The sequence below is a fragment of the Bacillus sp. DWP3-1 genome, assembly GCF_049896565.1.
In the GTDB taxonomy this organism is placed as follows: domain Bacteria; phylum Bacillota; class Bacilli; order Bacillales; family Bacillaceae; genus Bacillus.
Genome location: NZ_JAFCUN010000001.1, coordinates 311,654 through 333,452 on the forward strand (window position 1 = coordinate 311,654; position 21,799 = coordinate 333,452).

Annotated in this window: 27 protein-coding genes; all 27 read left to right on the forward strand. The window is 41.0% G+C overall.

What is annotated here, in order from left to right; genetic code table 11:
* Positions 1-52: 52 nt before the first annotated feature.
* The 27 genes from trmFO to flhB all read left to right on the forward strand — a co-directional run bounded on the left by trmFO (position 53) and on the right by flhB (position 21,775).
* On the forward strand, positions 53-1,357 hold the full coding sequence (gene trmFO / locus ACP7A0_RS01620; protein ID WP_034662383.1) for an FADH(2)-oxidizing methylenetetrahydrofolate--tRNA-(uracil(54)-C(5))-methyltransferase TrmFO: 1,305 nt from the start codon (positions 53-55) through the stop codon (positions 1,355-1,357).
* Positions 1,358-1,419: 62 nt separating this feature from the next.
* On the forward strand, positions 1,420-2,337 hold the full coding sequence (gene xerC / locus ACP7A0_RS01625; protein WP_060596252.1) for a tyrosine recombinase XerC: 918 nt from the start codon (positions 1,420-1,422) through the stop codon (positions 2,335-2,337).
* 14 nt (positions 2,338-2,351) lie between these two features.
* Positions 2,352-2,897, forward strand: a complete 546-nt coding sequence (gene hslV, locus ACP7A0_RS01630; RefSeq protein WP_106030837.1) for an ATP-dependent protease subunit HslV — start codon at positions 2,352-2,354, stop codon at positions 2,895-2,897.
* A 16-nt stretch (positions 2,898-2,913) separates the two neighbouring features.
* Complete coding sequence (gene hslU, locus ACP7A0_RS01635; RefSeq protein WP_106030838.1) at positions 2,914-4,314, forward strand: HslU--HslV peptidase ATPase subunit; 1,401 nt, start codon at positions 2,914-2,916, stop codon at positions 4,312-4,314.
* Between the two features lie 34 nt (positions 4,315-4,348).
* On the forward strand, positions 4,349-5,128 hold the full coding sequence (codY, locus tag ACP7A0_RS01640) for a GTP-sensing pleiotropic transcriptional regulator CodY (RefSeq protein WP_012009951.1): 780 nt from the start codon (positions 4,349-4,351) through the stop codon (positions 5,126-5,128).
* A 287-nt stretch (positions 5,129-5,415) separates the two neighbouring features.
* Positions 5,416-5,805 carry a flagellar basal body rod protein FlgB gene (gene flgB / locus ACP7A0_RS01645; protein ID WP_012009952.1) on the forward strand — a complete coding sequence of 130 codons (390 nt, stop codon included), beginning with the start codon at positions 5,416-5,418 and terminating at the stop codon, positions 5,803-5,805.
* Complete coding sequence (flgC, locus tag ACP7A0_RS01650) at positions 5,805-6,257, forward strand: flagellar basal body rod protein FlgC (RefSeq protein ID WP_012009953.1); 453 nt, start codon at positions 5,805-5,807, stop codon at positions 6,255-6,257. The genes flgB and flgC overlap by 1 nt, the downstream gene beginning before the upstream one ends.
* Before the next feature lie 11 nt (positions 6,258-6,268).
* The gene (fliE, locus tag ACP7A0_RS01655; RefSeq protein WP_007499609.1) at positions 6,269-6,586 is read left to right on the forward strand and encodes a flagellar hook-basal body complex protein FliE; all 318 of its coding nucleotides are present in this window, start codon (positions 6,269-6,271) and stop codon (positions 6,584-6,586) included.
* Positions 6,587-6,635: 49 nt separating this feature from the next.
* A complete protein-coding gene (fliF, locus tag ACP7A0_RS01660) occupies positions 6,636-8,228 on the forward strand; it encodes a flagellar basal-body MS-ring/collar protein FliF (protein ID WP_060596256.1) in 1,593 nt (530 codons plus the stop codon).
* Between the two features lie 11 nt (positions 8,229-8,239).
* Positions 8,240-9,256, forward strand: coding sequence for a flagellar motor switch protein FliG (gene fliG, locus ACP7A0_RS01665; protein WP_008344808.1), 1,017 nt, complete (start codon positions 8,240-8,242; stop codon positions 9,254-9,256).
* Positions 9,249-10,013 carry a flagellar assembly protein FliH gene (fliH, locus tag ACP7A0_RS01670; protein WP_034662367.1) on the forward strand — a complete coding sequence of 255 codons (765 nt, stop codon included), beginning with the start codon at positions 9,249-9,251 and terminating at the stop codon, positions 10,011-10,013. The genes fliG and fliH overlap by 8 nt, the downstream gene beginning before the upstream one ends.
* Positions 10,010-11,326: a flagellar protein export ATPase FliI gene (gene fliI / locus ACP7A0_RS01675; RefSeq protein WP_034662365.1), complete on the forward strand. Its 1,317-nt coding sequence runs from the start codon at positions 10,010-10,012 to the stop codon at positions 11,324-11,326. Before fliH ends, fliI begins: the two co-directional genes overlap by 4 nt.
* Before the next feature lie 8 nt (positions 11,327-11,334).
* Positions 11,335-11,778, forward strand: coding sequence for a flagellar export protein FliJ (gene fliJ, locus ACP7A0_RS01680; protein WP_034620036.1), 444 nt, complete (start codon positions 11,335-11,337; stop codon positions 11,776-11,778).
* Between the two features lie 11 nt (positions 11,779-11,789).
* Entirely contained in the window at positions 11,790-12,491 is a 702-nt protein-coding gene (locus ACP7A0_RS01685; protein ID WP_106036786.1) for a MotE family protein, read from the forward strand.
* On the forward strand, positions 12,492-13,814 hold the full coding sequence (locus ACP7A0_RS01690) for a flagellar hook-length control protein FliK (RefSeq protein ID WP_106036787.1): 1,323 nt from the start codon (positions 12,492-12,494) through the stop codon (positions 13,812-13,814). It abuts the gene before it with no gap.
* Complete coding sequence (gene flgD, locus ACP7A0_RS01695; protein WP_060596260.1) at positions 13,814-14,260, forward strand: flagellar hook assembly protein FlgD; 447 nt, start codon at positions 13,814-13,816, stop codon at positions 14,258-14,260. The genes ACP7A0_RS01690 and flgD overlap by 1 nt, the downstream gene beginning before the upstream one ends.
* A gap of 17 nt (positions 14,261-14,277) precedes the next feature.
* On the forward strand, positions 14,278-15,069 hold the full coding sequence (gene flgG / locus ACP7A0_RS01700; protein ID WP_034662356.1) for a flagellar basal body rod protein FlgG: 792 nt from the start codon (positions 14,278-14,280) through the stop codon (positions 15,067-15,069).
* A 37-nt stretch (positions 15,070-15,106) separates the two neighbouring features.
* Positions 15,107-15,322, forward strand: a complete 216-nt coding sequence (locus ACP7A0_RS01705; protein WP_034662354.1) for a flagellar FlbD family protein — start codon at positions 15,107-15,109, stop codon at positions 15,320-15,322.
* Positions 15,319-15,747 carry a flagellar basal body-associated protein FliL gene (gene fliL / locus ACP7A0_RS01710; protein WP_034662353.1) on the forward strand — a complete coding sequence of 143 codons (429 nt, stop codon included), beginning with the start codon at positions 15,319-15,321 and terminating at the stop codon, positions 15,745-15,747. The genes ACP7A0_RS01705 and fliL overlap by 4 nt, the downstream gene beginning before the upstream one ends.
* A 32-nt stretch (positions 15,748-15,779) precedes the next feature.
* The gene (gene fliM, locus ACP7A0_RS01715) at positions 15,780-16,778 is read left to right on the forward strand and encodes a flagellar motor switch protein FliM (protein ID WP_003212239.1); all 999 of its coding nucleotides are present in this window, start codon (positions 15,780-15,782) and stop codon (positions 16,776-16,778) included.
* On the forward strand, positions 16,768-17,892 hold the full coding sequence (gene fliY, locus ACP7A0_RS01720; RefSeq protein ID WP_034662352.1) for a flagellar motor switch phosphatase FliY: 1,125 nt from the start codon (positions 16,768-16,770) through the stop codon (positions 17,890-17,892). The genes fliM and fliY overlap by 11 nt, the downstream gene beginning before the upstream one ends.
* A gap of 27 nt (positions 17,893-17,919) precedes the next feature.
* Positions 17,920-18,282, forward strand: a complete 363-nt coding sequence (locus ACP7A0_RS01725; protein ID WP_007499584.1) for a response regulator — start codon at positions 17,920-17,922, stop codon at positions 18,280-18,282.
* An 18-nt stretch (positions 18,283-18,300) separates the two neighbouring features.
* Complete coding sequence (gene fliZ / locus ACP7A0_RS01730) at positions 18,301-18,960, forward strand: flagella biosynthesis regulatory protein FliZ (protein ID WP_034662351.1); 660 nt, start codon at positions 18,301-18,303, stop codon at positions 18,958-18,960.
* Positions 18,953-19,618 carry a flagellar type III secretion system pore protein FliP gene (fliP, locus tag ACP7A0_RS01735; protein ID WP_007499580.1) on the forward strand — a complete coding sequence of 222 codons (666 nt, stop codon included), beginning with the start codon at positions 18,953-18,955 and terminating at the stop codon, positions 19,616-19,618. The genes fliZ and fliP overlap by 8 nt, the downstream gene beginning before the upstream one ends.
* A 16-nt stretch (positions 19,619-19,634) precedes the next feature.
* Positions 19,635-19,904, forward strand: coding sequence for a flagellar biosynthesis protein FliQ (gene fliQ / locus ACP7A0_RS01740; protein ID WP_003211206.1), 270 nt, complete (start codon positions 19,635-19,637; stop codon positions 19,902-19,904).
* Between the two features lie 6 nt (positions 19,905-19,910).
* The gene (gene fliR / locus ACP7A0_RS01745) at positions 19,911-20,690 is read left to right on the forward strand and encodes a flagellar biosynthetic protein FliR (RefSeq protein ID WP_034662349.1); all 780 of its coding nucleotides are present in this window, start codon (positions 19,911-19,913) and stop codon (positions 20,688-20,690) included.
* On the forward strand, positions 20,687-21,775 hold the full coding sequence (gene flhB / locus ACP7A0_RS01750; RefSeq protein WP_106036788.1) for a flagellar biosynthesis protein FlhB: 1,089 nt from the start codon (positions 20,687-20,689) through the stop codon (positions 21,773-21,775). Before fliR ends, flhB begins: the two co-directional genes overlap by 4 nt.
* The last annotated feature ends 24 nt before the right edge of the window (positions 21,776-21,799 follow it).

Consider the following 21,799-nt stretch of genomic DNA (forward strand, 5'->3'; position numbering starts at 1 on the left):
ACCTGCTTTTTTATGTCATCAAACAGAACTTACGAAATAGGAGAGTTGTACAATGAGTCAATTTGTAAATGTGATCGGAGCAGGTTTAGCCGGAAGTGAAGCGGCATGGCAAATTGCCAAACGCGGAATTAAAGTCAACTTGTATGAAATGAGACCTGTCAAACAAACGCCAGCTCACCACACAGATAAATTTGCAGAGCTTGTATGCAGCAATTCACTGCGTGCCAACGCTTTGACGAATGCGGTCGGTGTATTAAAGGAAGAAATGCGTCATTTAGATTCAGCGATTATCGCAGCAGCAGACGAAAGCTCAGTCCCTGCTGGCGGAGCGCTTGCAGTAGATCGTCATGAATTTGCAGCAAACGTTACCGATCGCGTGAAAAATCATCCGAATGTGACGGTTTTTCAAGAAGAAGTGCAAAGCATTCCTGAAGGTCCGACAATTATTGCAACGGGCCCGCTTACATCTGAAGCACTTTCAAAAGAATTAAAATCTTTAACTGGTGAAGAGTATCTGTACTTCTACGATGCAGCGGCACCTATTCTAGAGAAAGATAGCATTGATATGGATAAGGTGTACTTGAAATCACGTTATGACAAAGGAGAAGCCGCTTATTTAAACTGTCCAATGACAGAAGAGGAATTTGATCGTTTTTATGAGGCGCTCATTTCTGCTGAAACTGTGCCATTAAAAGAGTTCGAAAAAGAAATCTTCTTTGAAGGCTGTATGCCAATTGAAGTCATGGCGAAAAGAGGAAAGAAAACGATGCTGTTTGGTCCGATGAAGCCAGTAGGACTTGAAGATCCGAAAACAGGAAAAAGACCTTACGCTGTTGTTCAATTAAGACAAGATGATGCAGCAGGTACTTTATATAACATCGTCGGCTTCCAGACACATCTGAAGTGGGGCGACCAAAAGGAAGTATTCCGCTTGATTCCAGGTCTTGAAGAAGCAGAAATCGTTCGATACGGCGTAATGCACCGCAATACATTTATTAACTCACCAAGTCTTTTAAAACCAACGTATCAGTTTAAAAATAGAGAGGATCTATTCTTTGCCGGACAAATGACAGGCGTTGAAGGCTATGTCGAGTCCGCAGCTTCCGGACTAGTGGCTGGAATTAACGCCGCTCGTTTTGTCAAAGGAGAAGAGCTTGTGACACTTCCGGAGGAAACGGCGATCGGCAGCATGGCTTATTACATCACATCGACAAACAAGAAAAGTTTCCAGCCGATGAATGCGAACTTTGGCTTGCTGAAAGATCTTGGTGTTCGGATTAAAAACAAACAAGAGCGTTATGCAGAGTACGCTAAGCGCGCAATCGAAACTATTCAAACTATTTCGAAATCTCTGTAGTAAAACATTGCACGGAAAGCAAGATATGTGATACCATTTAAAAGCCTTAAAGAGGTGTAAAAATGACGAATAAACAGCGTCTTGTCCACTTATTCATTGAATATCTGCAAATTGAAAAAAACTATTCTGCTTTAACAATCTCAGGATATACAGAAGCAATTGAAGAGTTTGTCAGATTTATGAACATTCAAGGAATAGACGGTTTTGAAGAGGTATCCTATCAAGATACGAGAATTTATTTAACAGAAGCTTATGAAAAAGGCCTGACAAGAAGAACGATTAGTAAGAAAGTCTCTGCGCTTCGCAGCTTTTATAAATTTCTATTAAGAGAACAGCTTGTGAAAGAAAATCCTTTTTTACTCGTTAGCTTACCAAAGCAGGATAAGCGAATTCCTTCATTTTTGTATGAAGAGGAACTTAAAGAGCTTTTTACAGTTTCTGATGTCAGCACACCGCTGGGGCAAAGAAACCAAGCGATTTTAGAACTTCTTTATGCAACAGGTATGAGGGTCAGTGAGTTATGTTCATTAAAAGAATCTGATCTTGATTTATCGTTGGATACAGTGCTTGTTCATGGGAAAGGAAGCAAGCAGCGGTATGTTCCTTTCGGTTCATATGCTCATGAAGCGCTCATCACTTATTTAGAGGATGGAAGGCAGAAGCTGAAAGCGAAGGGAAATGATCGTGCTGATGCATATGTGTTTTTGAATCAGCGCGGGGCGCCTCTTACAGACAGAGGCGTTCGATTCATTCTCACTGAATTAATGAAAAAGGCGTCAGGCACACTACATATCCATCCTCACATGTTAAGGCACACCTTTGCCACACACCTCTTAAATGAGGGGGCAGATTTGAGAAGTGTTCAAGAGCTTCTCGGTCATTCGAATTTATCATCAACTCAGGTGTACACGCATGTATCAAAAGATTCTTTAAGGAAAACATACATGTCTCATCACCCAAGGGCTTTTAAACGATCCTAAAAGGAGGTTTTTTCATGTCATCATTTCATGCAACAACCATCTTTGCCGTTCAACATAAAGGAAAAAGTGCGATGGCTGGAGACGGTCAAGTCACTTTCGGGCAGACTGTCGTGATGAAACACACGGCAAAAAAAGTGCGCCGTCTTTTCGGAGGCAAGGTGCTTGCAGGTTTTGCAGGTTCAGTAGCAGATGCATTTACACTCTTTGAAAAGTTTGAAACGAAGCTTGAAGAATATGGTGGTAACTTAAAGCGGGCAGCCGTAGAACTAGCGAAAGAATGGCGAAGTGACAAGATGCTCAGACAGCTTGAGGCCATGCTGATCGTTATGAACAAAGACAGCATCCTGCTTGTCTCTGGGACAGGAGAGGTCATCGAACCAGATGACGGTATTTTGGCCATCGGCTCAGGCGGCAATTATGCGCTTAGCGCCGGGAGAGCACTCAAAACACATGCAGGTGATCACCTCACAGCGAGAGATATTGCAAAGGCTGCTCTTGAAACCGCCGGAGAAATCTGTGTCTACACGAACGATCAAATCACTTTAGAAGAGCTTGAATAGAAAGGACATGAGACGTATGGAGAAAAAGCCGTTCACCCCAAGAGAGATAGTTGAAAAGCTTGATCAATATATTATTGGTCAGCTTGATGCGAAAAAAGCAGTGGCGGTGGCTTTAAGAAACCGTTACAGAAGAAGCCTTTTACATGATAAGCTAAAGGATGAAGTCGTTCCGAAAAATATTTTAATGATCGGCCCAACAGGTGTGGGGAAAACAGAGATTGCCCGCAGAATTGCAAAAATTTCTGGTGCGCCTTTTATTAAAGTGGAAGCGACGAAGTTTACTGAAGTTGGTTATGTCGGCCGTGATGTAGAATCGATGGTCAGAGATCTAGTTGAGACAGCGATCAGAATTGTCAAAGAAGAAAAGATGAAAGACGTTCAAGAAGAAGCAGAAAAACAAGCAAATAAACGTCTTGTTCATTTACTTGTTCCTGGCAAGAAAAAAAGCCAGTCTGTGAAAAATCCTTTTGAGATGCTGTTTGGCGGTTCTGATGAAGATGACCGTGATCGAGATCAATCAAGTGAAGAAGTTGAACTTGAATCGACAAGAAAGCGAATCGCACATCAGCTGGCTATGGGAGAACTTGAAGATCATTACGTCACGATCGAAGTTGAAGAGCAGCAGCCATCCATGTTTGATATGCTTCAGGGCTCGGGTATGGAGCAAATGGGCATGAACATGCAGGATGCGCTCGGCAATCTCATGCCTAAAAAGAAAAAACGCAGAAAGCTGACCGTCAGAGAAGCAAGAAAGGCGTTAACTGCTGAGGAAGCTTCAAAACTGATTGACATGGATGAAGTCAGTCAGGAAGCCGTTTATAAAGCAGAACAGCAAGGGATTATTTTTATCGACGAAATCGACAAAATCGCCAAAAGCGGTGGTGCATCATCTGCAGATGTTTCTCGTGAAGGTGTTCAACGTGATATTTTACCGATTGTAGAAGGTTCAACTGTGATGACGAAATATGGGGCAGTGAAAACAGACCATGTGCTTTTTGTAGCAGCAGGTGCATTTCATATGGCGAAACCATCAGATTTGATTCCAGAGCTTCAAGGGCGCTTCCCAATCCGTGTAGAATTAGATAAATTAAGTATCGAAGACTTTGTGAAGATCTTAACGGAACCAGATAACGCATTATTAAAGCAATATAAAGCTTTACTTGAAACAGAAGGTATATCTCTTGAATTTTCTGACGATGCTATTCATAAGATTGCCGAAGTGGCTTATCATGTCAATCAGGAGACAGATAACATCGGTGCAAGAAGGCTTCATACCATACTTGAAAAGCTGCTTGAAGAGCTTTCATTTGAGGCGCCTGATATTACACTGGAGACAGTGACCATTACCCCTCAGTATGTAGAAGAGAAGCTAGGAAAGATTGCAAATAACAAAGACTTAAGTCAATTTATACTTTAACAAATGAATAAAGTAATCTAGGAGGATCATTAATATGGCGTTACTACAAAAAACAAGGATTATTAACTCAATGCTGCAAGATGCAGCGGGGAAACCAGTTAATTTTAAGGAAATGGCAGAAACGTTGAGAGATGTCATTGATTCAAACATTTTCGTGTTAAGCAGAAGAGGGAAGCTTCTAGGCTACTCGATCAACCAGCAGATTGAAAATCCGCGTATGAAGAAAATGCTTGAAGACCGTCAGTTCCCTGAAGAATATACAAAGAGTCTATTCAACATCCCTGAAACATCTTCAAACCTTGACATTAATAGTGAGTATACAGCTTTCCCGATTGAGAACCGTGATTTATTCGAATCAGGTTTGACAACCATTGTTCCAATTATCGGAGGAGGAGATCGTTTAGGCACGTTAATCCTGTCTCGTTTGCAAGATACATTCAAAGATGATGATTTAATTCTTGCTGAATACGGTGCAACAGTTGTTGGAATGGAGATCCTTCGTGAGAAAGCAGAGGAAATCGAAGAAGAAGCAAGAAGTAAAGCGGTTGTTCAAATGGCGATTAGTTCTCTTTCATATAGTGAGCTTGAAGCCATTGAGCACATCTTTGAAGAACTTGATGGCAACGAAGGGCTTCTTGTGGCAAGTAAAATTGCTGACCGTGTAGGAATCACTCGTTCAGTGATCGTGAACGCCTTACGTAAGTTAGAAAGTGCAGGCGTCATCGAATCTCGTTCTCTTGGAATGAAGGGAACGTATATCAAAGTGTTAAACAACAAATTTTTAATCGAACTTGAAAATTTAAAATCTCATTAATCAAAACCCCTTTTCGGCCAAAATTACAAGCTGAAAAGGGGTATTTTTTTATAAAAAAGAGGATTTGTCCGAAAAATGACACTCTTTTTTCCAAGAAAACCCTTACAATTCTTAGTTCTTTGAATCTAGGTCTTTATACCTATTCGTAAAATAGATATATATTACGAGTTTTTTTTACATATACATCATAGACTTTAATCCTATTATTTCTTACAATGAACATATGGTTTTACAAATCTCGACATGATTAAATGGAATGAAATACATATGATTGGAGGTATATGGTTTTGGATATATTTTCTGGAACGATAAGCAACCTTGAGAATGCCTTGGGCAGAGCGAATGTTAAGCAAAAAGTCATAAGCAATAATATCGCGAATATAGACACACCGAACTACAAGTCGAAAAACGTCGCTTTTCATGATATGCTAAACGATGCGTCGATCAAGTTAGATGCTAAAAAAACATACCAAGGTCACATTGATTTTTCTAAAACAGGGTCTAATTATTCAGTTGTTTCGAGCAACCGTACTTCATATCAAGAAAACGGAAATAATGTCGATATTGATCAAGAGATGAGTGAACTCGCTAAAAACCAAATTCAGTATAATGCGTTGGTTGAAAGAATGAGTGGAAAATTCAATTCTCTTAAAACAGTTTTGACAGGAGGTAAGTGATGTCAATTTTTTCAGGCGTTAACGCTTCGGCCTCAGCATTAACAGCTCAGAGGCTCAGAATGGACGTTGTATCCTCTAACCTTGCAAATATGGATACAACAAGAGCGAAACAGGTTGATGGCAACTGGGAGCCTTATAGACGTAAGCTCGTCACATTACAGCCGTCAGGTGAATCGTTTTCATCTATATTGAACTCAAGCATGAATTCGAGCGGCAAATTAGGAAACGGCGTGAAAGCAACGAAGATTACAGAAGACGAAACTCCATTCAACCTTCAATATGATCCTACAAATCCCGATGCCAATGAAAATGGATATGTTCAAACACCTAATGTTGATCCATTAAAGGAAATGGTTGACCTCATCAGCAGCTCAAGGTCATATGAAGCAAACGTGACCGCACTAAATGCGAATAAAAGCATGTTGATGAAAGCTTTAGAAATAGGAAAGTAAGGTGAAAAGAATTGGTTAACGCAATATCTCCTTTCCAGCTTCAAACCGCTCAGCAAGCAAGTGAATTGACGAATGCATCGTCCGTTCAGGCGGCTGCACCTAAAAGTCAAACGAATTTCTCTGATGTGCTGAAGAATTCCATTGAGGCATTAAATCAATCACAGCTGAAATCAGACCAGTATACAAATGCTCTTGCACAAGGAAAAGATGTCAATCTCGATGAAGTCATGATTGCCTCGCAAAAAGCGAGTGTGACACTCACAGCTGCAACGGAGTTTCGAAATAAAGCAGTCGAAGCGTACCAAGAGATTATGAGAATGCAGATGTAGGAGGTGCTGACGGACAAAAAAAGACTGAATGGAATGACCGGGGGTTAAGATGAATCGTACTTTAATGCAATTAAGAACAAAAACAGTTGAGTTTTGGCGAAATCGATCAAAATTACAAAAAATACTCATGATTGGCGGCGTTGCTGCCCTAGCAATCATTATTACGGTTGTTAGCATCTTTGCTTCTTCTGAAAAAATGGTTCCATTGTTTAGAGATTTGTCTGAGGCAGAAGCTGGGCAAATCAAACAGGAACTGGATGGCAAAAACGTTAAATCGGAACTTGCGAATAATGGAACAACGATTCTCGTTCCAGAAAAGCAGGCCGACACTTTAAAAGTAACACTCGCATCTGAGGGTCTCCCTAAGACAGGGAATATTGATTATTCCTTCTTTGCGAACAATTCCGGCTTCGGTTTAACAGATAATGAATTTGATGTTCTGAAAGTAGACGCAACTCAGACAGAACTATCCAATCTGATCAACACGATTGATGGGATTAAAGATTCAAAAGTTATGATTAACCTGCCAAAAGATTCCGTTTTTGTTGGAGAAGAGCAAAGTAATGCATCAGCATCCATTGTGCTGCAAGTTGAGTCTGGCTACACGCTCGCGCCGCAGCAAGTAAAAGGCCTTTATCATCTTATTTCAAAAAGTGTGCCGAATTTAAAGACAGAAAACATTGTCATTATGGACCAAGATTCCAACTACTACGACTTAAACAGCAGTTCCGATTCTTATGCAAGTGGAATGGATGCACAGCAGCAGAAAAAAGAAGAGATTGAAAAGAACCTTCAAAGAAAAATTCAACAGCTGCTCGGAACAATGATGGGTCAAGAAAAAGTGGCTGTATCGGTCACAACAGACATTGATTTTACTGAAGAGAAAAGAAAAGAAGATCTTGTAGAACCAGTTGATAAAGAAAACATGCAAGGCATTGCTGTCAGTGCTGAAAAGATTGCTGAAACTTATTCAGGAAATGGTGCAGCAGCTGGAGGCACCGCTGGAACAGGCGACGATGATGTCACAAATTATCAAGGCGCCGATGGAGCGAACGGTAGCGGAGATTACGAAAAGAGCGAAGATCGTATCAACTATGAAGTCAACCGCATTCATAAAGATATCAAAGAGAGCCCTTATAAAATTAGAGATGTTGGCATTCAAGCATTGGTCGAACCACCAACTGCAAACGATGTGAACTCTTTAACACCTGAAAGGCAAGATGATATCAAAAAGATTCTTTCAACGATCATTAGCACTTCAATTGATAAAGAATACACAAATGGTCAAGCGCTCACTCAAGCGGACTTAGATAACAAAATTGTTTTATCTGTATCAAAATTAGACGGTAAACAGCAAACTGCAGCAGAAAACCCATCAAACAATATTCCAATCTGGGTTTATATTGTAGGCGGTGTGCTACTACTTGCAATTATCGCTCTCATTATTCTTCTTGTGCGTAAACGCAGAAAAGAAGAGGAAGAAGAGTTTGAGTTTGATGAACGTACACCAATCCATGTTCCTGATATCGACACTGAACCAGAAACAGAAGAAATGGTGAGAAAAAATCAGCTTGAAAAAATGGCAAAAGAAAAACCAGAAGACTTTGCTAAATTGCTACGCAGCTGGCTGTCCGAGGATTAGGAGGAATACACATGTCGAGAAAAGATCCAAATCGACTAACAGGCAGACAAAAAGCAGCAATCCTAATGATTTCCTTAGGGCTAGACGTGTCAGCATCTGTATACAAACATCTGTCTGAAGACGAAATAGAAAAATTAACATTAGAAATTTCCAATGTACGAAGTGTAGATACTGCTAAGAAAGATGAAATCATCGAAGAGTTTCACAGCATCGCCATCGCGCAGGACTACATATCACAAGGCGGTCTTATGTACGCAAGACAAGTGCTTGAAAAAGCGCTTGGTGAGGACAAAGCGGACAGCATCTTAAACCGATTAACATCCTCGCTTCAAGTGAAACCGTTTGATTTTGCTCGAAAGGCTGACCCAGAACAAATCTTAAACTTTATCCAGCATGAGCATCCACAAACCATCGCGCTCATCCTTTCCTACTTAGATCCAGTCCAAGCTGGGCAGATTTTATCTGAATTAGGAGAGGAAGTACAAACAGAGGTTGCGAGACGTATTGCTTTAATGGACCGCACATCTCCAGAGATCATCAATGAAGTGGAACGCATTCTTGAACAAAAGCTTTCTTCAACCTTTACGCAGGACTATACGCAAACGGGCGGGGTCGAAGCGGTTGTAGAAGTACTAAATGGTGTAGACCGTGCGACCGAGAAGACCATTTTAGACACACTTGAAATTCAAGATCCTGAGCTTGCTGATGAAATTAAGAAACGTATGTTTGTCTTTGAAGATATTGTCACTCTTGACAGTAGAGCGATTCAGCGTGTGATCAGAGATGTTGAAAATGATGACTTATTGCTCGCGCTCAAAGTGGCAAGCGAAGAGGTCAAAGAAATTGTCTTCCGCAACATGTCACAGCGAATGGTCGAAACGTTCAAAGAAGAAATGGAGTTTATGGGACCTGTCCGGCTTAGAGATGTCGAGGAAGCACAAACTCGTATTGTCAGCATCGTAAGACGACTCGAGGAAGCTGGAGAAATCGTCATAGCTCGAGGCGGAGGAGACGATATCATTGTCTAGGATTATCAAACATGAAACATCTGTTATTCCTGAGCAAGGCCGGCAAACGATTCCTTTGCAGCAAGTGGAGTTCAAAAAAGAACATCATGAAGAAGAGCTTGTCAATGAAACAGAAGCATCGCAGCTTGTACTAAGTGATGCTGAAGATCAAGCAAGCCGTATAGTAGAACAAGCAAATAGTGAGCTTGAAAAAACAATGGCTGAAATCAATCAGCGCCGCGCTGCTTTTGAAGAAGAAAGAATGCAGCTCATTGAAGAAGCGAAACAAGCAGGTTACCAAGATGGCTTCCAAAAGGGTGAAACAGATGCGAATATGCAGTACCAATCGATTCTTGATCAAGCGAATGACATTGTCAGTCTTGCCAAGCAGGATTACGAAGAAAAAATTGAAAGCTCCGCAGAAAAAATTGTGGAACTGGCTTTCGAACTCGCCAAACGCGTTTGGTACTCGGCTGAGGACACGAAAGATCAATTTTTGGCTCTCGTGAAGCAGGTCATTTCAGAAGTGAAAGAATATGACGATATTTCCATCTATGTTGACCCTGAACATTACGATCATGTGATGGAGTATAAAGACGAATTAATCAGAATCCTTCAAAAGGATACACACCTTGCCATTTACTCGGATGAAAAAGCGCCAAAAGGGACTTGTTACGTAGAAACAAGCTTTGGAAAAGTGGAAGCGAGTGTTGATACCCAAATGAATCAGTTGAAAGAAAAGTTACTAGAAGTCATTGATTCAGGTGATCACAAATGAACATTGATGTGTTAAAAGAAACAATTGAAACCGCCGATCCTTATAAACGATTTGGCAAAGTCAATCGAGTTGTTGGGCTGATGATTGAATCTAAGGGGCCGGAGAGTTCTATCGGAGACGTGTGTCTCATTCATAAAAAAGGGCGTAGGCACGATCCGATAAAAGCAGAGGTCGTAGGGTTTAGAGATGAAAACATTCTGCTCATGCCTTATGTAGAAGCATCCAATATTTCACCAGGAAGTCTAGTTGAAGCGACAGGTGAGTCGCTGAAGGTCAAAGTTGGGACTGGATTAATCGGCGAAGTCGTTGATGCCTTCGGTGATCCGCTGGACGGCAGTATGCTTCCAAAGGGACTTGCGCCTGTTTCGACAGAACAGTCTCCCCCAAATCCGATGGACAGGCCGCCGATTCGAGAAAAGATGGGCGTTGGTGTCAGAGTGATCGATAGTCTGCTCACAGTTGGCACTGGTCAAAGGATCGGGATTTTTGCTGGAAGTGGTGTTGGAAAAAGTACCTTAATGGGAATGATTGCAAAGCAGACAGAAGCAGATCTGAATGTCATTGCCCTTGTAGGAGAGCGTGGCCGTGAAGTTCGTGAGTTTATTGAAAAGGATTTAGGTGCCGAAGGACTGAAGCGTTCGATTGTTGTTGTCGCAACTTCTGACCAGCCTGCACTGACGAGAATGAAAGCTGCTTATACAGCAACAGCTATTGCGGAATATTTTAGAGACAGAGGGAAAAATGTCATGTTCATGATGGACTCTGTTACACGGGTCGCTATGGCACAAAGGGAAATCGGTCTTGCAACTGGCGAACCGCCAACGACAAAAGGATATACGCCTTCGGTGTTCGCTATACTGCCTAAATTACTTGAACGAACTGGAACGAATCAGCTTGGTTCCATCACAGCGTTTTACACAGTGCTTGTTGATGGTGACGATATGAATGAGCCAATCGCTGATACAGTCAGGGGGATCTTAGATGGCCACATTGTACTTGATCGTGCTTTAGCCAACAAAGGACAATTTCCCGCTGTCAATATTCTGAAAAGTATCAGCCGCGTTATGAGCAATATCGCAAGTCATGATCACAAGGAGGCGGCCAACCGGTTCCGCCAGCTTTTATCCACTTATCAAAACGCTGAAGACCTCATTAACATTGGGGCTTATAAAAAAGGCTCCTCGAAAGACATTGATGAGGCCATGCAGGCTTATCCTCATCTGATTTCATTTTTGAAGCAGGATGTAGAAGAAGCTGTATCTATTGAAGACAGTGTGAATTTATTGCTCCGTTTGATGAATAGAGAGGATTGACAAAAACAGTGAGATATCAATACAAATTTCAAAAGCTCTTAGAACTGAAAGAAAGTGAGAAAGACAAGTCACTCGCAGCGTACCAACAATCCGTTTCAGCATTTGAGCAAGTCGCTGAAAAACTCTATGAAAATATGAGTAAAAAAGAATTAATGGAAAAAAGCAAAGAAGAAAAGCTGAGAAGTGGTATGAGTGTTCAAGAAATGCGTCATTACCAGCAATTTGTGACCAATTTAGATAACACCATTCAGCACTATCAGCAGCTTGTGATCATGAAACGCCATCAAATGAATGAAAAACAATCTGATTTAACTGAAAAAAACATTGAGTTTAAAAAGTTTGAAAAAATGAAAGAAAAGCAGTATGAAAAGTTTTCCCTTGAACATAAGGCCATTGAAATGAAAGAAATGGATGATATCTCTATCAGCCAATTCATGTTTCAAGGACATTAGGAGTCGAGATAATGCCTAAGAAGGAAAAAACGAAGGAATCAAGCGGCGGTAAATTTCAATGGATCTTGTTTATTGTCATTATCCCATTGATTGTGCTTGTGATTGTGACTGGCACAATCCTTTATATTGCGGGTTTTGATCTAAAGAAACCGCTCCAAAACATTCCGGTGATCAGCAGTTTGGTTGGTTCAGATGACACCTCAAAAACGTCATCTTCACATAATGATCAAAGCGATGCAGAATTAAAAGAACTGAAAAAAACCATTAAAGAGCAAAAAAATGAACTTGAAATTGCACAAAAAGACTTAAAAACAAGTGATGAAGAGATTAAAAGACTGAATCAAAAAATCAGTTCGCTTGAAAAAACATCTAAAAATGATGCGAATAATACGTCAGCGAGTGATAGTTCAACAAACAACAGCTCATCAAGCGATACATCAGGTAATAATGCGTCAGGGACAACTTCTGATGGGGCAGGAGCCTCTAACCAGAAACCTAAAGGGAAGATTGTCAGTATCTATGAAAGCATGGACGCAGGGAAATCCGCCAAAATTTTATCAGAATTAAGTGATAAAGAGGCATTGAAGATCCTCGAAGAGCTGAGCAAAAATAAACTAACAGACATATTAGCAAAACTGACACCTCAGAAGGCAGCTACATTTACGAAAGAGCTTGCTAAAAAAGAAGAAAGTGAAAATGGGGGTGGACAATAAGTGAAGCTATTGGATATTGGAGCCTTACAGCAATCGTCTCAAGGTCTTTCGGGGCCAAAGGGAGGCGGCGTGGCATCTGCACGCGGGTTGTTTAAACAATTACTTAGCGGGGCAGGCGCACAAAGCGGTCTTGTTAATGCTGAAACAGCGGGTGCCTCTCTTTCCATCAATGATGCGATGCAAATCATTGAAAAATGGATGCAATCACCTGAAGAAGGGATCGACGGAGACCTTCTTGGAGCGCTTCAAACACTTCAAGGTCAAACGCTTGATTCGTCTGATCTCAAGTCACTAGAAGAGCTATTTCAAAAAATGGAATCATCCATTTACGGTGATCAAGCTGATAAGCCAGCTTCTGAACATAGTGAGCAGCTCATACAAGTCCACTTTTTCTTATATCAACTGCTCAATCAACAGCCGCTCAGCTTTGATGCAAAGCTAGTGCAGGATATTGATGCAAAGGGTCAAGACTTCATTCACTTTCTTTCAAAAAATGGGGTAGATGAGAAACTGATTCAGCAAGTAAAAGAGCAGTTTTTCTCGCAGGGTTCAGCACCAAAACTGAATTCGATGTCTCAAAGTGAGCTGAAACACTTTAATCAGTTAATCGACCATATGATGGCAAACGCAAAAGGATCAGACAAAGAGTTAAAAATTGCTTTAGGAGAGTTAAAAGAATTGGTCTCTCCAAGACAAGAATCTACTCTTGCTTCTCCGGCAAAAGGTGCTTCCTCCCTTGAATGGCTCATCAAAAAGGAAGTTGTCAAAGGACAAAGCACTGCTGCACCTGCTTCTGAAAAAAACATCACTCATACGCTTTTGCCAGGTCATAAGCAGTTTTTTCAACTGCAATCAGCAGCTCCTGTTCAGCAGACACAAACAATGGATGAAAAGCCGGGAACGGTTGATCAGCAAATACTAAATACGTGGAAGCAAATGAAATTCACGCCATTTGGAAACTCAAGCGGACGCTTCACAGTTCGATTAAATCCAGAAAATCTTGGATTTATCACGATTCAGCTGACGAAGCAAAACGGCATGTATGCGAGTAAAATTACAGCTTCAACGCAAGCAGCGAAAGAGCTGTTAGAGCACCATCTGCCGCAGCTCAAACAGGCGCTTCCGAATATGTCGGTTCAAGTGGACCGTTTCCATATACCGCTTCAATCAAATGAGCAGCCGTTATTTGGACAGTTTAATGAAGAAAACAAGCAGCAGCAGTCAAAAGGGCATAATTTCCAGAAGCCTGATGAACAGGAAGCAGAATTCCAAGATGTACTGGATGCTCTTGTTGGGTCAGATGAAGAAGAGGAGGAAATCTAATGGCAACAGTTGATGCTACAAATAGAACAGTCGCACAAACAGACACTTCTTCAAAGGCAGAAAAGAAAACAGATACGCTTGGCAAAGATCAATTCTTGAAAATATTGCTTACACAGCTTCAAAACCAAGATCCGACAAACCCACTAGATGACCGTGAGTTTGTCACACAGCTTGCAACATTTTCATCTTTAGAACAGCAAACCAATATGAACGATTCTATCACCAAGCTGAATCAGCTTATGTCTACATTTGTTGCACACCAAGATCCATTTACGACGTATGTAGGCTGGATTGGTAAAGAAGTATCCGGTAAACAAGATGATAAAGAGATATCAGGCACTGTGAAGTCTGTTAAAAACATAAACAATGAATACTTCTTGTATTTAGAAGATGGAACGAAAATCAGCCCTTGGGATGTTACAGCAGTTGGAGAAAAAACGAAGTAATTCGAGGAGGAAAATAAATGTTACGCTCACTTTACTCAGGAATTAGCGGAATGAAAAACTTCCAATCAAAATTAGATGTTGTAGCCAACAACGTAGCCAACGTCAATACACACGGATACAAAAAAAGCCGTATCACTTTTAAAGATATGGTCAGCCAAACCATTGGAAGTTCTGGTGGACCAACGAACAACTCTGGTTCAATCAACTCAAAACAAATTGGTTTAGGATCATCTTTATCTTCTATTGATAAAATCATGTCAGCGGGATCTTCTCAAAATACAAATGAACCTTACGACTTCTATATCAATGGAGATGGGTTTTTCCGGATTGAAAGTCAAGGAGAAATTCTTTATACAAGAACAGGGAATTTCGACACTGATTCAGAGGGAAGCTTAGTCACCCCTGATGGAAATTATCTGCTTGGAATGAATGGACAAAAGATAACGATTCCAGACGGCGTTTCGAGTGTGAGTGTTGGTCCAGATGGAACGGTTTCGGTTGTTGAAAACAATGTATCAAGAACCGTTGGTCAAGTATCACTCGTATCTTTCCGTAACGCAGGAGGGTTAGACAAAGTTGGTGACAACCTTTACCGTCAGACCTTAAGCTCAGGTGCTCCAAGTAACCCTATCGTACCTGGTGAACAAGGAACGGGCGTCATCCAAACAGGTAAACTTGAAATGTCAAACGTTGATTTAACAGACGAGTTTACTGAAATGATTATCGCGCAGCGCGGTTTCCAATCGAATGCAAAGACGATCACAACATCTGATGAAATCCTGCAAGAGCTTGTGAATCTGAAACGATAGGAGGTAGGGGGAGCGGTTTATCGCTTCTCTGCTTAATATGATTGAAGTGACAAGATTAAATGGCAAAGGATTTATGCTGAACGCTCTCCATATCGAGCAAATCGAAAGCTTTCCAGACACGACCATTACATTAGCCAATGGAAAGAAATTCGTTGTGAAAGAAGATAAAGAGCAGCTTCAAGAGAAAATCATTTCTTTCTACAGAAAAATCCAAGTCATTTCATTGAATCAAGGAATAGAGGAGTTTGAATGAAGAAGAAATTAGTCGTAGTAATGCTAATCATGATTATTGCCATCGTCGGAATTGGAGCAGGCATCTTTTTTCTGCTGAATGGGTCAGACGAAGCAAAAGCAGAAAAAGAGCCAACAGCAGATGAAGTCGTAAAAGCTTCTGTTGAAATTCCTGAGATTATTACTAATTTAAAGTCTGAAGGAAATGCTGTCAAACTTGTATTGAATATTGAAACGGATTCTGAAAAAGCAAAAGAAGAGCTCGAGAAAAGAAGTTTTCAAGTGAAAGACGCCGTAATCGACATTTTATCAGACACGAATGCAGATGAACTTGATGGCAAAAAAGGCAGAGAACATTTTAAAACACTAGTCAAAAACAAAGTGAATAACTATTTGCAAGATGGCAAGGTGAAAGAAGTATATATAACCTCCTTTAATCTGCAATAGAGGCGATTAATTGACACGATGGAGGTGAAGAAATGTCAGGAGAAGTGCTTTCCCAGAATGAGATCGATGCATTATTATCCGCCATATCTACAGGCGAAATGGATGCAGAAGAGCTGAAAAAAGAAGAAACGACGAAAAAAGTGAAGGTGTATGATTTTAAACGTGCACTGCGCTTTTCGAAAGACCAGATTCGAAGTTTAACAAGGATTCATGATAACTTCGCTAGACTGCTCACCACGCACTTTTCAGCTCAGCTAAGATCATATATTCAAATTACTGTCAGCTCGGTTGACCAAGTACCATACGAAGAATTTATTCGTTCGATTCCTAATATGACATTATTAAACTTATTTTACGTCAGCCCGCTTGAAGGAAGAATCATGCTTGAAGTGAACCCAACAATCGGCTATGCCATGATGGACAGGCTGATGGGCGGGATTGGCATTAGTCATAATAAGACAGAATCACTTACAGAAATCGAAACAAAGATTATCTCAAACATGTTTGAGGGAGCTTTGGAAAATTACAGAGAAGCGTGGCAGTCCATAACCGACATCGAGCCTGAAATGGCAGATTTCGAGGTAAATCCCCAGTTTGTTCAAATGGTGTCACCAAACGAAACAGTTGTCGTCATTTCTCTTAATACACAAATTGGTGAGGTCAGCGGGGTTATTAACCTATGTATTCCTCATGTTGTATTGGAGCCTATTATTCCGAAGCTGTCTGTACACTACTGGATGCAGTCTGAACGAAATGAACCAAAACAACAAGAAACAAAGGCCATTGAAAAACGGATTATGACGGCAAAAATACCGGTAGTCGCAGAGCTAGGGGAATCGGAAATGACGGTGGAAGAGTTTTTGAATTTGGAAATTGGTGATTGTATTGCCTTGGACAAACCAGTAAATGCGCCTCTTACTGTTATGGTCGGAAATAAACCGAAATTCTTGGGACAGGCCGGCCGCGTGAATCGGAAACAGGCGATTCAAATTCTAGATCACGACATAAGAGGTGAAGAAGATGGAGAATAACGGAAGTAAATTATCACAAGACGAAATCGATGCGCTCCTTAAAGGAGGCAGCAATGACGATATAGAGCCTGATACAATCCTTTCTGCAATGGAGCAAGATGCCATTGGGGAAATCGGAAACATTTCATTCGGTAGCTCTGCAACAGCACTTTCAACCCTATTAAATCAAAAAGTGGAGATTACTACTCCAACTGTTACAGTGATTCAAAAAAGTATGCTGAATGAGGAATTTCCTCATCCGTATGTCGCTATTGAAGTGAATTATACAGAAGGCTTCAGCGCAAGTAACTTGCTTGTCGTCCAGCAAACAGATGCAGCAGTCATTGCGGACTTAATGATGGGCGGAGACGGGACAAATGCTGACCCTTCTTTAAGCGAGATTCACTTAAGTGCAGTGCAAGAAGCAATGAACCAAATGATGGGTTCTGCTGCGACATCCATGTCGACGGTCTTTAATAAAAAGATTGATATTTCTCCGCCGCGCGTCGAATTACTTGATGTGAAAGAAGGAGAAGGGACAGACCGCATTCCAGCTGAAGAAATGCTTGTCAAAGTATCCTTCAGATTAAAAATAGGTGAACTCATCGATTCAAATATTATGCAGCTTTATCCTATTACATTTGCGAAGGATTTAATCGCAGAATTAACAGACCCTGCGCAAGAGGAAGAGCCGGTTCAAGACACTCAAGTGAGCACACCTGAACCTCAGCCGGCAGCTCCGCAAACGCAGTCTGCACCAGCGCAGCAAGCAGCTCCGGCGAAAAGACAGGCGAAGCCAAAGCCGGCAGCACCTGTAAATGTAGCACCTGTTGAATTTGAAGCGTTCAGTGAGCCTCAGCATACAACAAGCCAGCTTGGAAATCTTGATATGCTGATGGATATTCCGCTTTCCATTACGGTGGAACTTGGAAGAACTCAGCGCAGTGTAAAAGAAGTCCTTGAGCTTTCAGCTGGAAGTATCATTGAACTGGACAAACTTGCTGGGGAGCCAGTAGACATTCTGGTGAACAAACGAATTGTCGCCAAAGGGGAAGTCGTTGTCATTGATGAGAACTTTGGTGTTCGTGTGACTGATATATTAAGTCAGTCAGAAAGACTTTCTAATTTAAAATAAACAAACATATAGGGAGAGAATAAGTAAATGGCTACTAAGGTATTAATCGTAGATGATGCAGCATTCATGAGAATGATGATAAAGGATATTCTTGTAAAAAACGGATTTGATGTCGTAGGAGAAGCAGAAAACGGCGCTCAAGCAGTTGAAAAATACAAAGAAACTTCTCCAGACCTTGTCACAATGGATATCACAATGCCAGAAATGGACGGGATCACAGCGCTAAAAGAAATTAAACAAATCGACGCTTCTGCAAAAATCATCATGTGTTCTGCAATGGGGCAGCAGTCAATGGTTATTGACGCGATCCAAGCAGGTGCAAAAGACTTTATCGTGAAGCCGTTCCAGGCAGACCGTGTACTTGAAGCAATTAATAAAACGTTAGGCTAAAAAAGGGTGTAAGACTTGTTGAAAAAACGTTTGATATGTATAGCAATGATCAGTTTTTTGCTTTTCTTGACGATGCAGCCTGCCTCACTGTTTGCTGAAACGAAAGATCCTGAAAATGGCACAGTGAATGACTGGCTCAAAGAAGAGAAAGGCAGCAAAAAGGATACAGAAAAGACAACCACTGACAATCAAACGAATCCGGCAGAAGAAGTTCCCTCTTCTTCTGTCTCCATTATGGATTTTGTCAAAATGATTGGTGCTTTACTTTTTGTCATCCTGCTCATATATGGATTGGTGAGATTTGTTGGTAAGCAAAACCGCTTACTTAAACCATTTCGCTATGTTGAAAATATTGGCGGAACGACGGTTGGCCAAAACCGTTCAGTCCAGCTTATCAAAGTGGGCAGACGAGTATTAGTTGTTGGAGTAGCGGACTCAATCCAGCTGCTAAAAGAAATTGATGATGAACAAGAATGTGAAGCGATCGTGAAACAATATGAAGAAGCGATGGAAAGCAAAACAGATTTACCAAAAATCGTTCAAAAATTCACATCGCAGGTAAAGAAACAAAATCAGCCAACCACTTCTTCTTTTTCAGCCAATTTGAAGGCGCAGCTAGCCGAATTGAAAAAGACCCAAGCAGAAGTCAGAAAGAAAGGCCCGAAACAAAATGAATGAGTTTATCGATTTATTTAATTCCAGCGGTGCAGGGAACATTAGCACGTCTGTCCGTCTTCTTTTACTTTTAACCGTATTTTCGGTTGCACCAGGCATTCTCATTTTAATGACATGTTTTACACGAATAGTGATTGTACTTTCATTCGTTAGAACGTCACTTGCAACCAACTCAATGCCGCCAAACCAAGTGCTTGTAGGGCTTGCTTTGTTTCTCACATTTTTTATCATGGCACCCACGTTCTCAGAGATTAATAAAGAGGCACTGACGCCGCTTTTAAATGATGACATTACGCTAAATCAGGCATATGAAAAAGCCGAAGTGCCAATTAAAGAGTTTATGAGTAAACATACGAGACAGAAGGATTTGGCTTTATTTCTTAGTTACGCAAAAATGGATACACCTGAATCGATAAAAGATATTCCGTTAACGGCGATGGTACCCGCTTTTGCTATTTCAGAATTAAAGACGGCATTTCAAATTGGTTTCATGATCTTTATTCCATTTTTAATTATTGACATGGTGGTCGCAAGTGTCCTGATGTCAATGGGGATGATGATGCTTCCTCCGGTTATGATATCGCTCCCTTTCAAAATATTGTTATTTGTTTTAGTCGATGGATGGTATTTGATTGTTAAATCTTTGCTGCAAAGCTTTTAGAGTAGGTGCTTAAAACATGAGTTCAGAATTTGTCATTACGATGGCTGAAAGATCAGTGTATGTGGTATTGCTTGTCAGTGGGCCGCTTCTAGCGCTCGCTCTTATTGTGGGACTGATTGTCAGTGTGTTTCAGGCGACAACCCAAATTCAAGAACAGACGCTTGCGTTCATTCCTAAAATTGTTGCAGTTCTTATTGGGCTTGTTGTGTTTGGTCCATGGATGCTGTCAACCATTGTGTCCTTTACGACAGAGCTGTTCTCGAATTTAGATCGATTTGCAGGTTAACCAGCGATGTCAATCATAGAATTATTCCCTGCTTTTCTGTTAGTTTTTATTCGGATCACCGCTTTTTTTGTGACAGTACCGCTTTTAGCGCATAGAACAATCCCAGCTGTACACAGAGTTGGCTTCTCACTGTTTTTAGCCGTGATTAGTTTTAGCACGATTAAGGAACCGCCAGCACTCGACGTAGACGGTCTTTATATGATGCTTGCTGTGAAAGAAGCAATGGTCGGACTTCTGCTTGGACTGATTGCATATATCATGGTGTCCGCTGTTCAAATTGCCGGCTCATTCATTGATTTTCAAATGGGCTTTGCGATCGCCAATGTAATTGATCCACAAACAGGGGCGCAAACGCCGCTGATGGGGCAGTTTTTTTATACGGTCACATTGCTATTGATGCTGGCAACCAATGCACACCACCTGCTACTTGATGGAATCTATTACAGCTTTCAATATATTGCAGTTGATCAGTACGCACTGAATTTCGGCAGTGAATCCTTTGCTTACTTTATTGCAAAGAGTTTCAACCAAATGTTCATCATTGCCTTTCAAATCTCGGCACCGGTTGTCGCCAGCTTGTTTTTGGTCGATTTGGCACTGGGCATTGTGGCACGAACAGTTCCGCAGATGAACGTATTTGTGGTCGGACTTCCTATTAAAATGGGTGTGAGTTTTATTATGATCATCATCTGTATGGGCGTCATCTTCGGTGTTGTCCAAAATACATTTGATACGATTGTACTCACCATGAGGAATTTCTTAGCATTGGTCGGTGGTTCGTCATGATGACAAGGCTTAGACTAGACTTGCAATTTTTCGCAGGTGAAAAAACAGAAAAAGCAACGCCGAAAAAGAGACAAGATTCACGTAAAAAAGGTCAGGTTGCCAAAAGTACCGACGTCAATACAGCCATCTCATTTCTATTAATCTTTTTATCATTCTTTTTTATTGGGCCTTTTATGAAAGAGCGTATTATTGCGCTTATTGAACGTTTTTATTCAACAACCATGCTAATGAAGGTTAGCACATCTAATATTCATCAACTATTCATGGAATTGCTTCAGGAAACAGCGCTCCTTCTCATGCCAATCCTTGGTGTTGGTATGCTGGCAGGTGTCATCAGTAACTATTTACAAGTTGGCTTTCTCTTTTCAACAGAAGTCATCAAACCGAAATTAGAAAAGCTAGATCCTATCAAAGGGTTTAAACGGATATACAGTATTCGAGCCCTCGTAGAGCTATTAAAATCTATTTTGAAAATTGGTTTTGTTGGTTTTGCGACATTTATTGCACTTTGGATGCACTTTGACGAAATTCTGCGGCTTCCTTTATTAACAGCAGAGGAAACCCTTCATTTCGTCGCAAATATGACCTTGATTATGGGTCTGTATGCAGCAGGTGCTCTCATGATCTTAGCAGGGCTTGATTATATGTATCAGAAATTTGATTATGAAAAAAACTTACGGATGTCCAAACAAGACATTAAAGATGAGTATAAAAAATCTGAGGGTGACCCGCTCATAAAATCAAAGATTAAACAGCGCCAGCGGGAAATGGCCATGAGACGGATGATGCAGGAAGTCCCAAAAGCGGACGTCATCATTACAAACCCAACCCACTATGCAATTGCTTTAAAATATGACGAAGAAAAGATGGACGCGCCCTTTGTTGTGGCAAAGGGAACAGATATTTTGGCTTTGAAAATTAGAACGATTGCGAAAGAGCACGATATCATGACCGTAGAAAACCGGCCGCTCGCTCGTGCACTATATGATCAGGTCGACATCGACCAAGCGGTGCCAGAGGAATACTTTAAGGCGATCGCAGAAATTTTAGCTTACGTATATAAAACGAAACAAAAGATTTTATGAATTTTTGGTTTTAAAAGGAGAGAA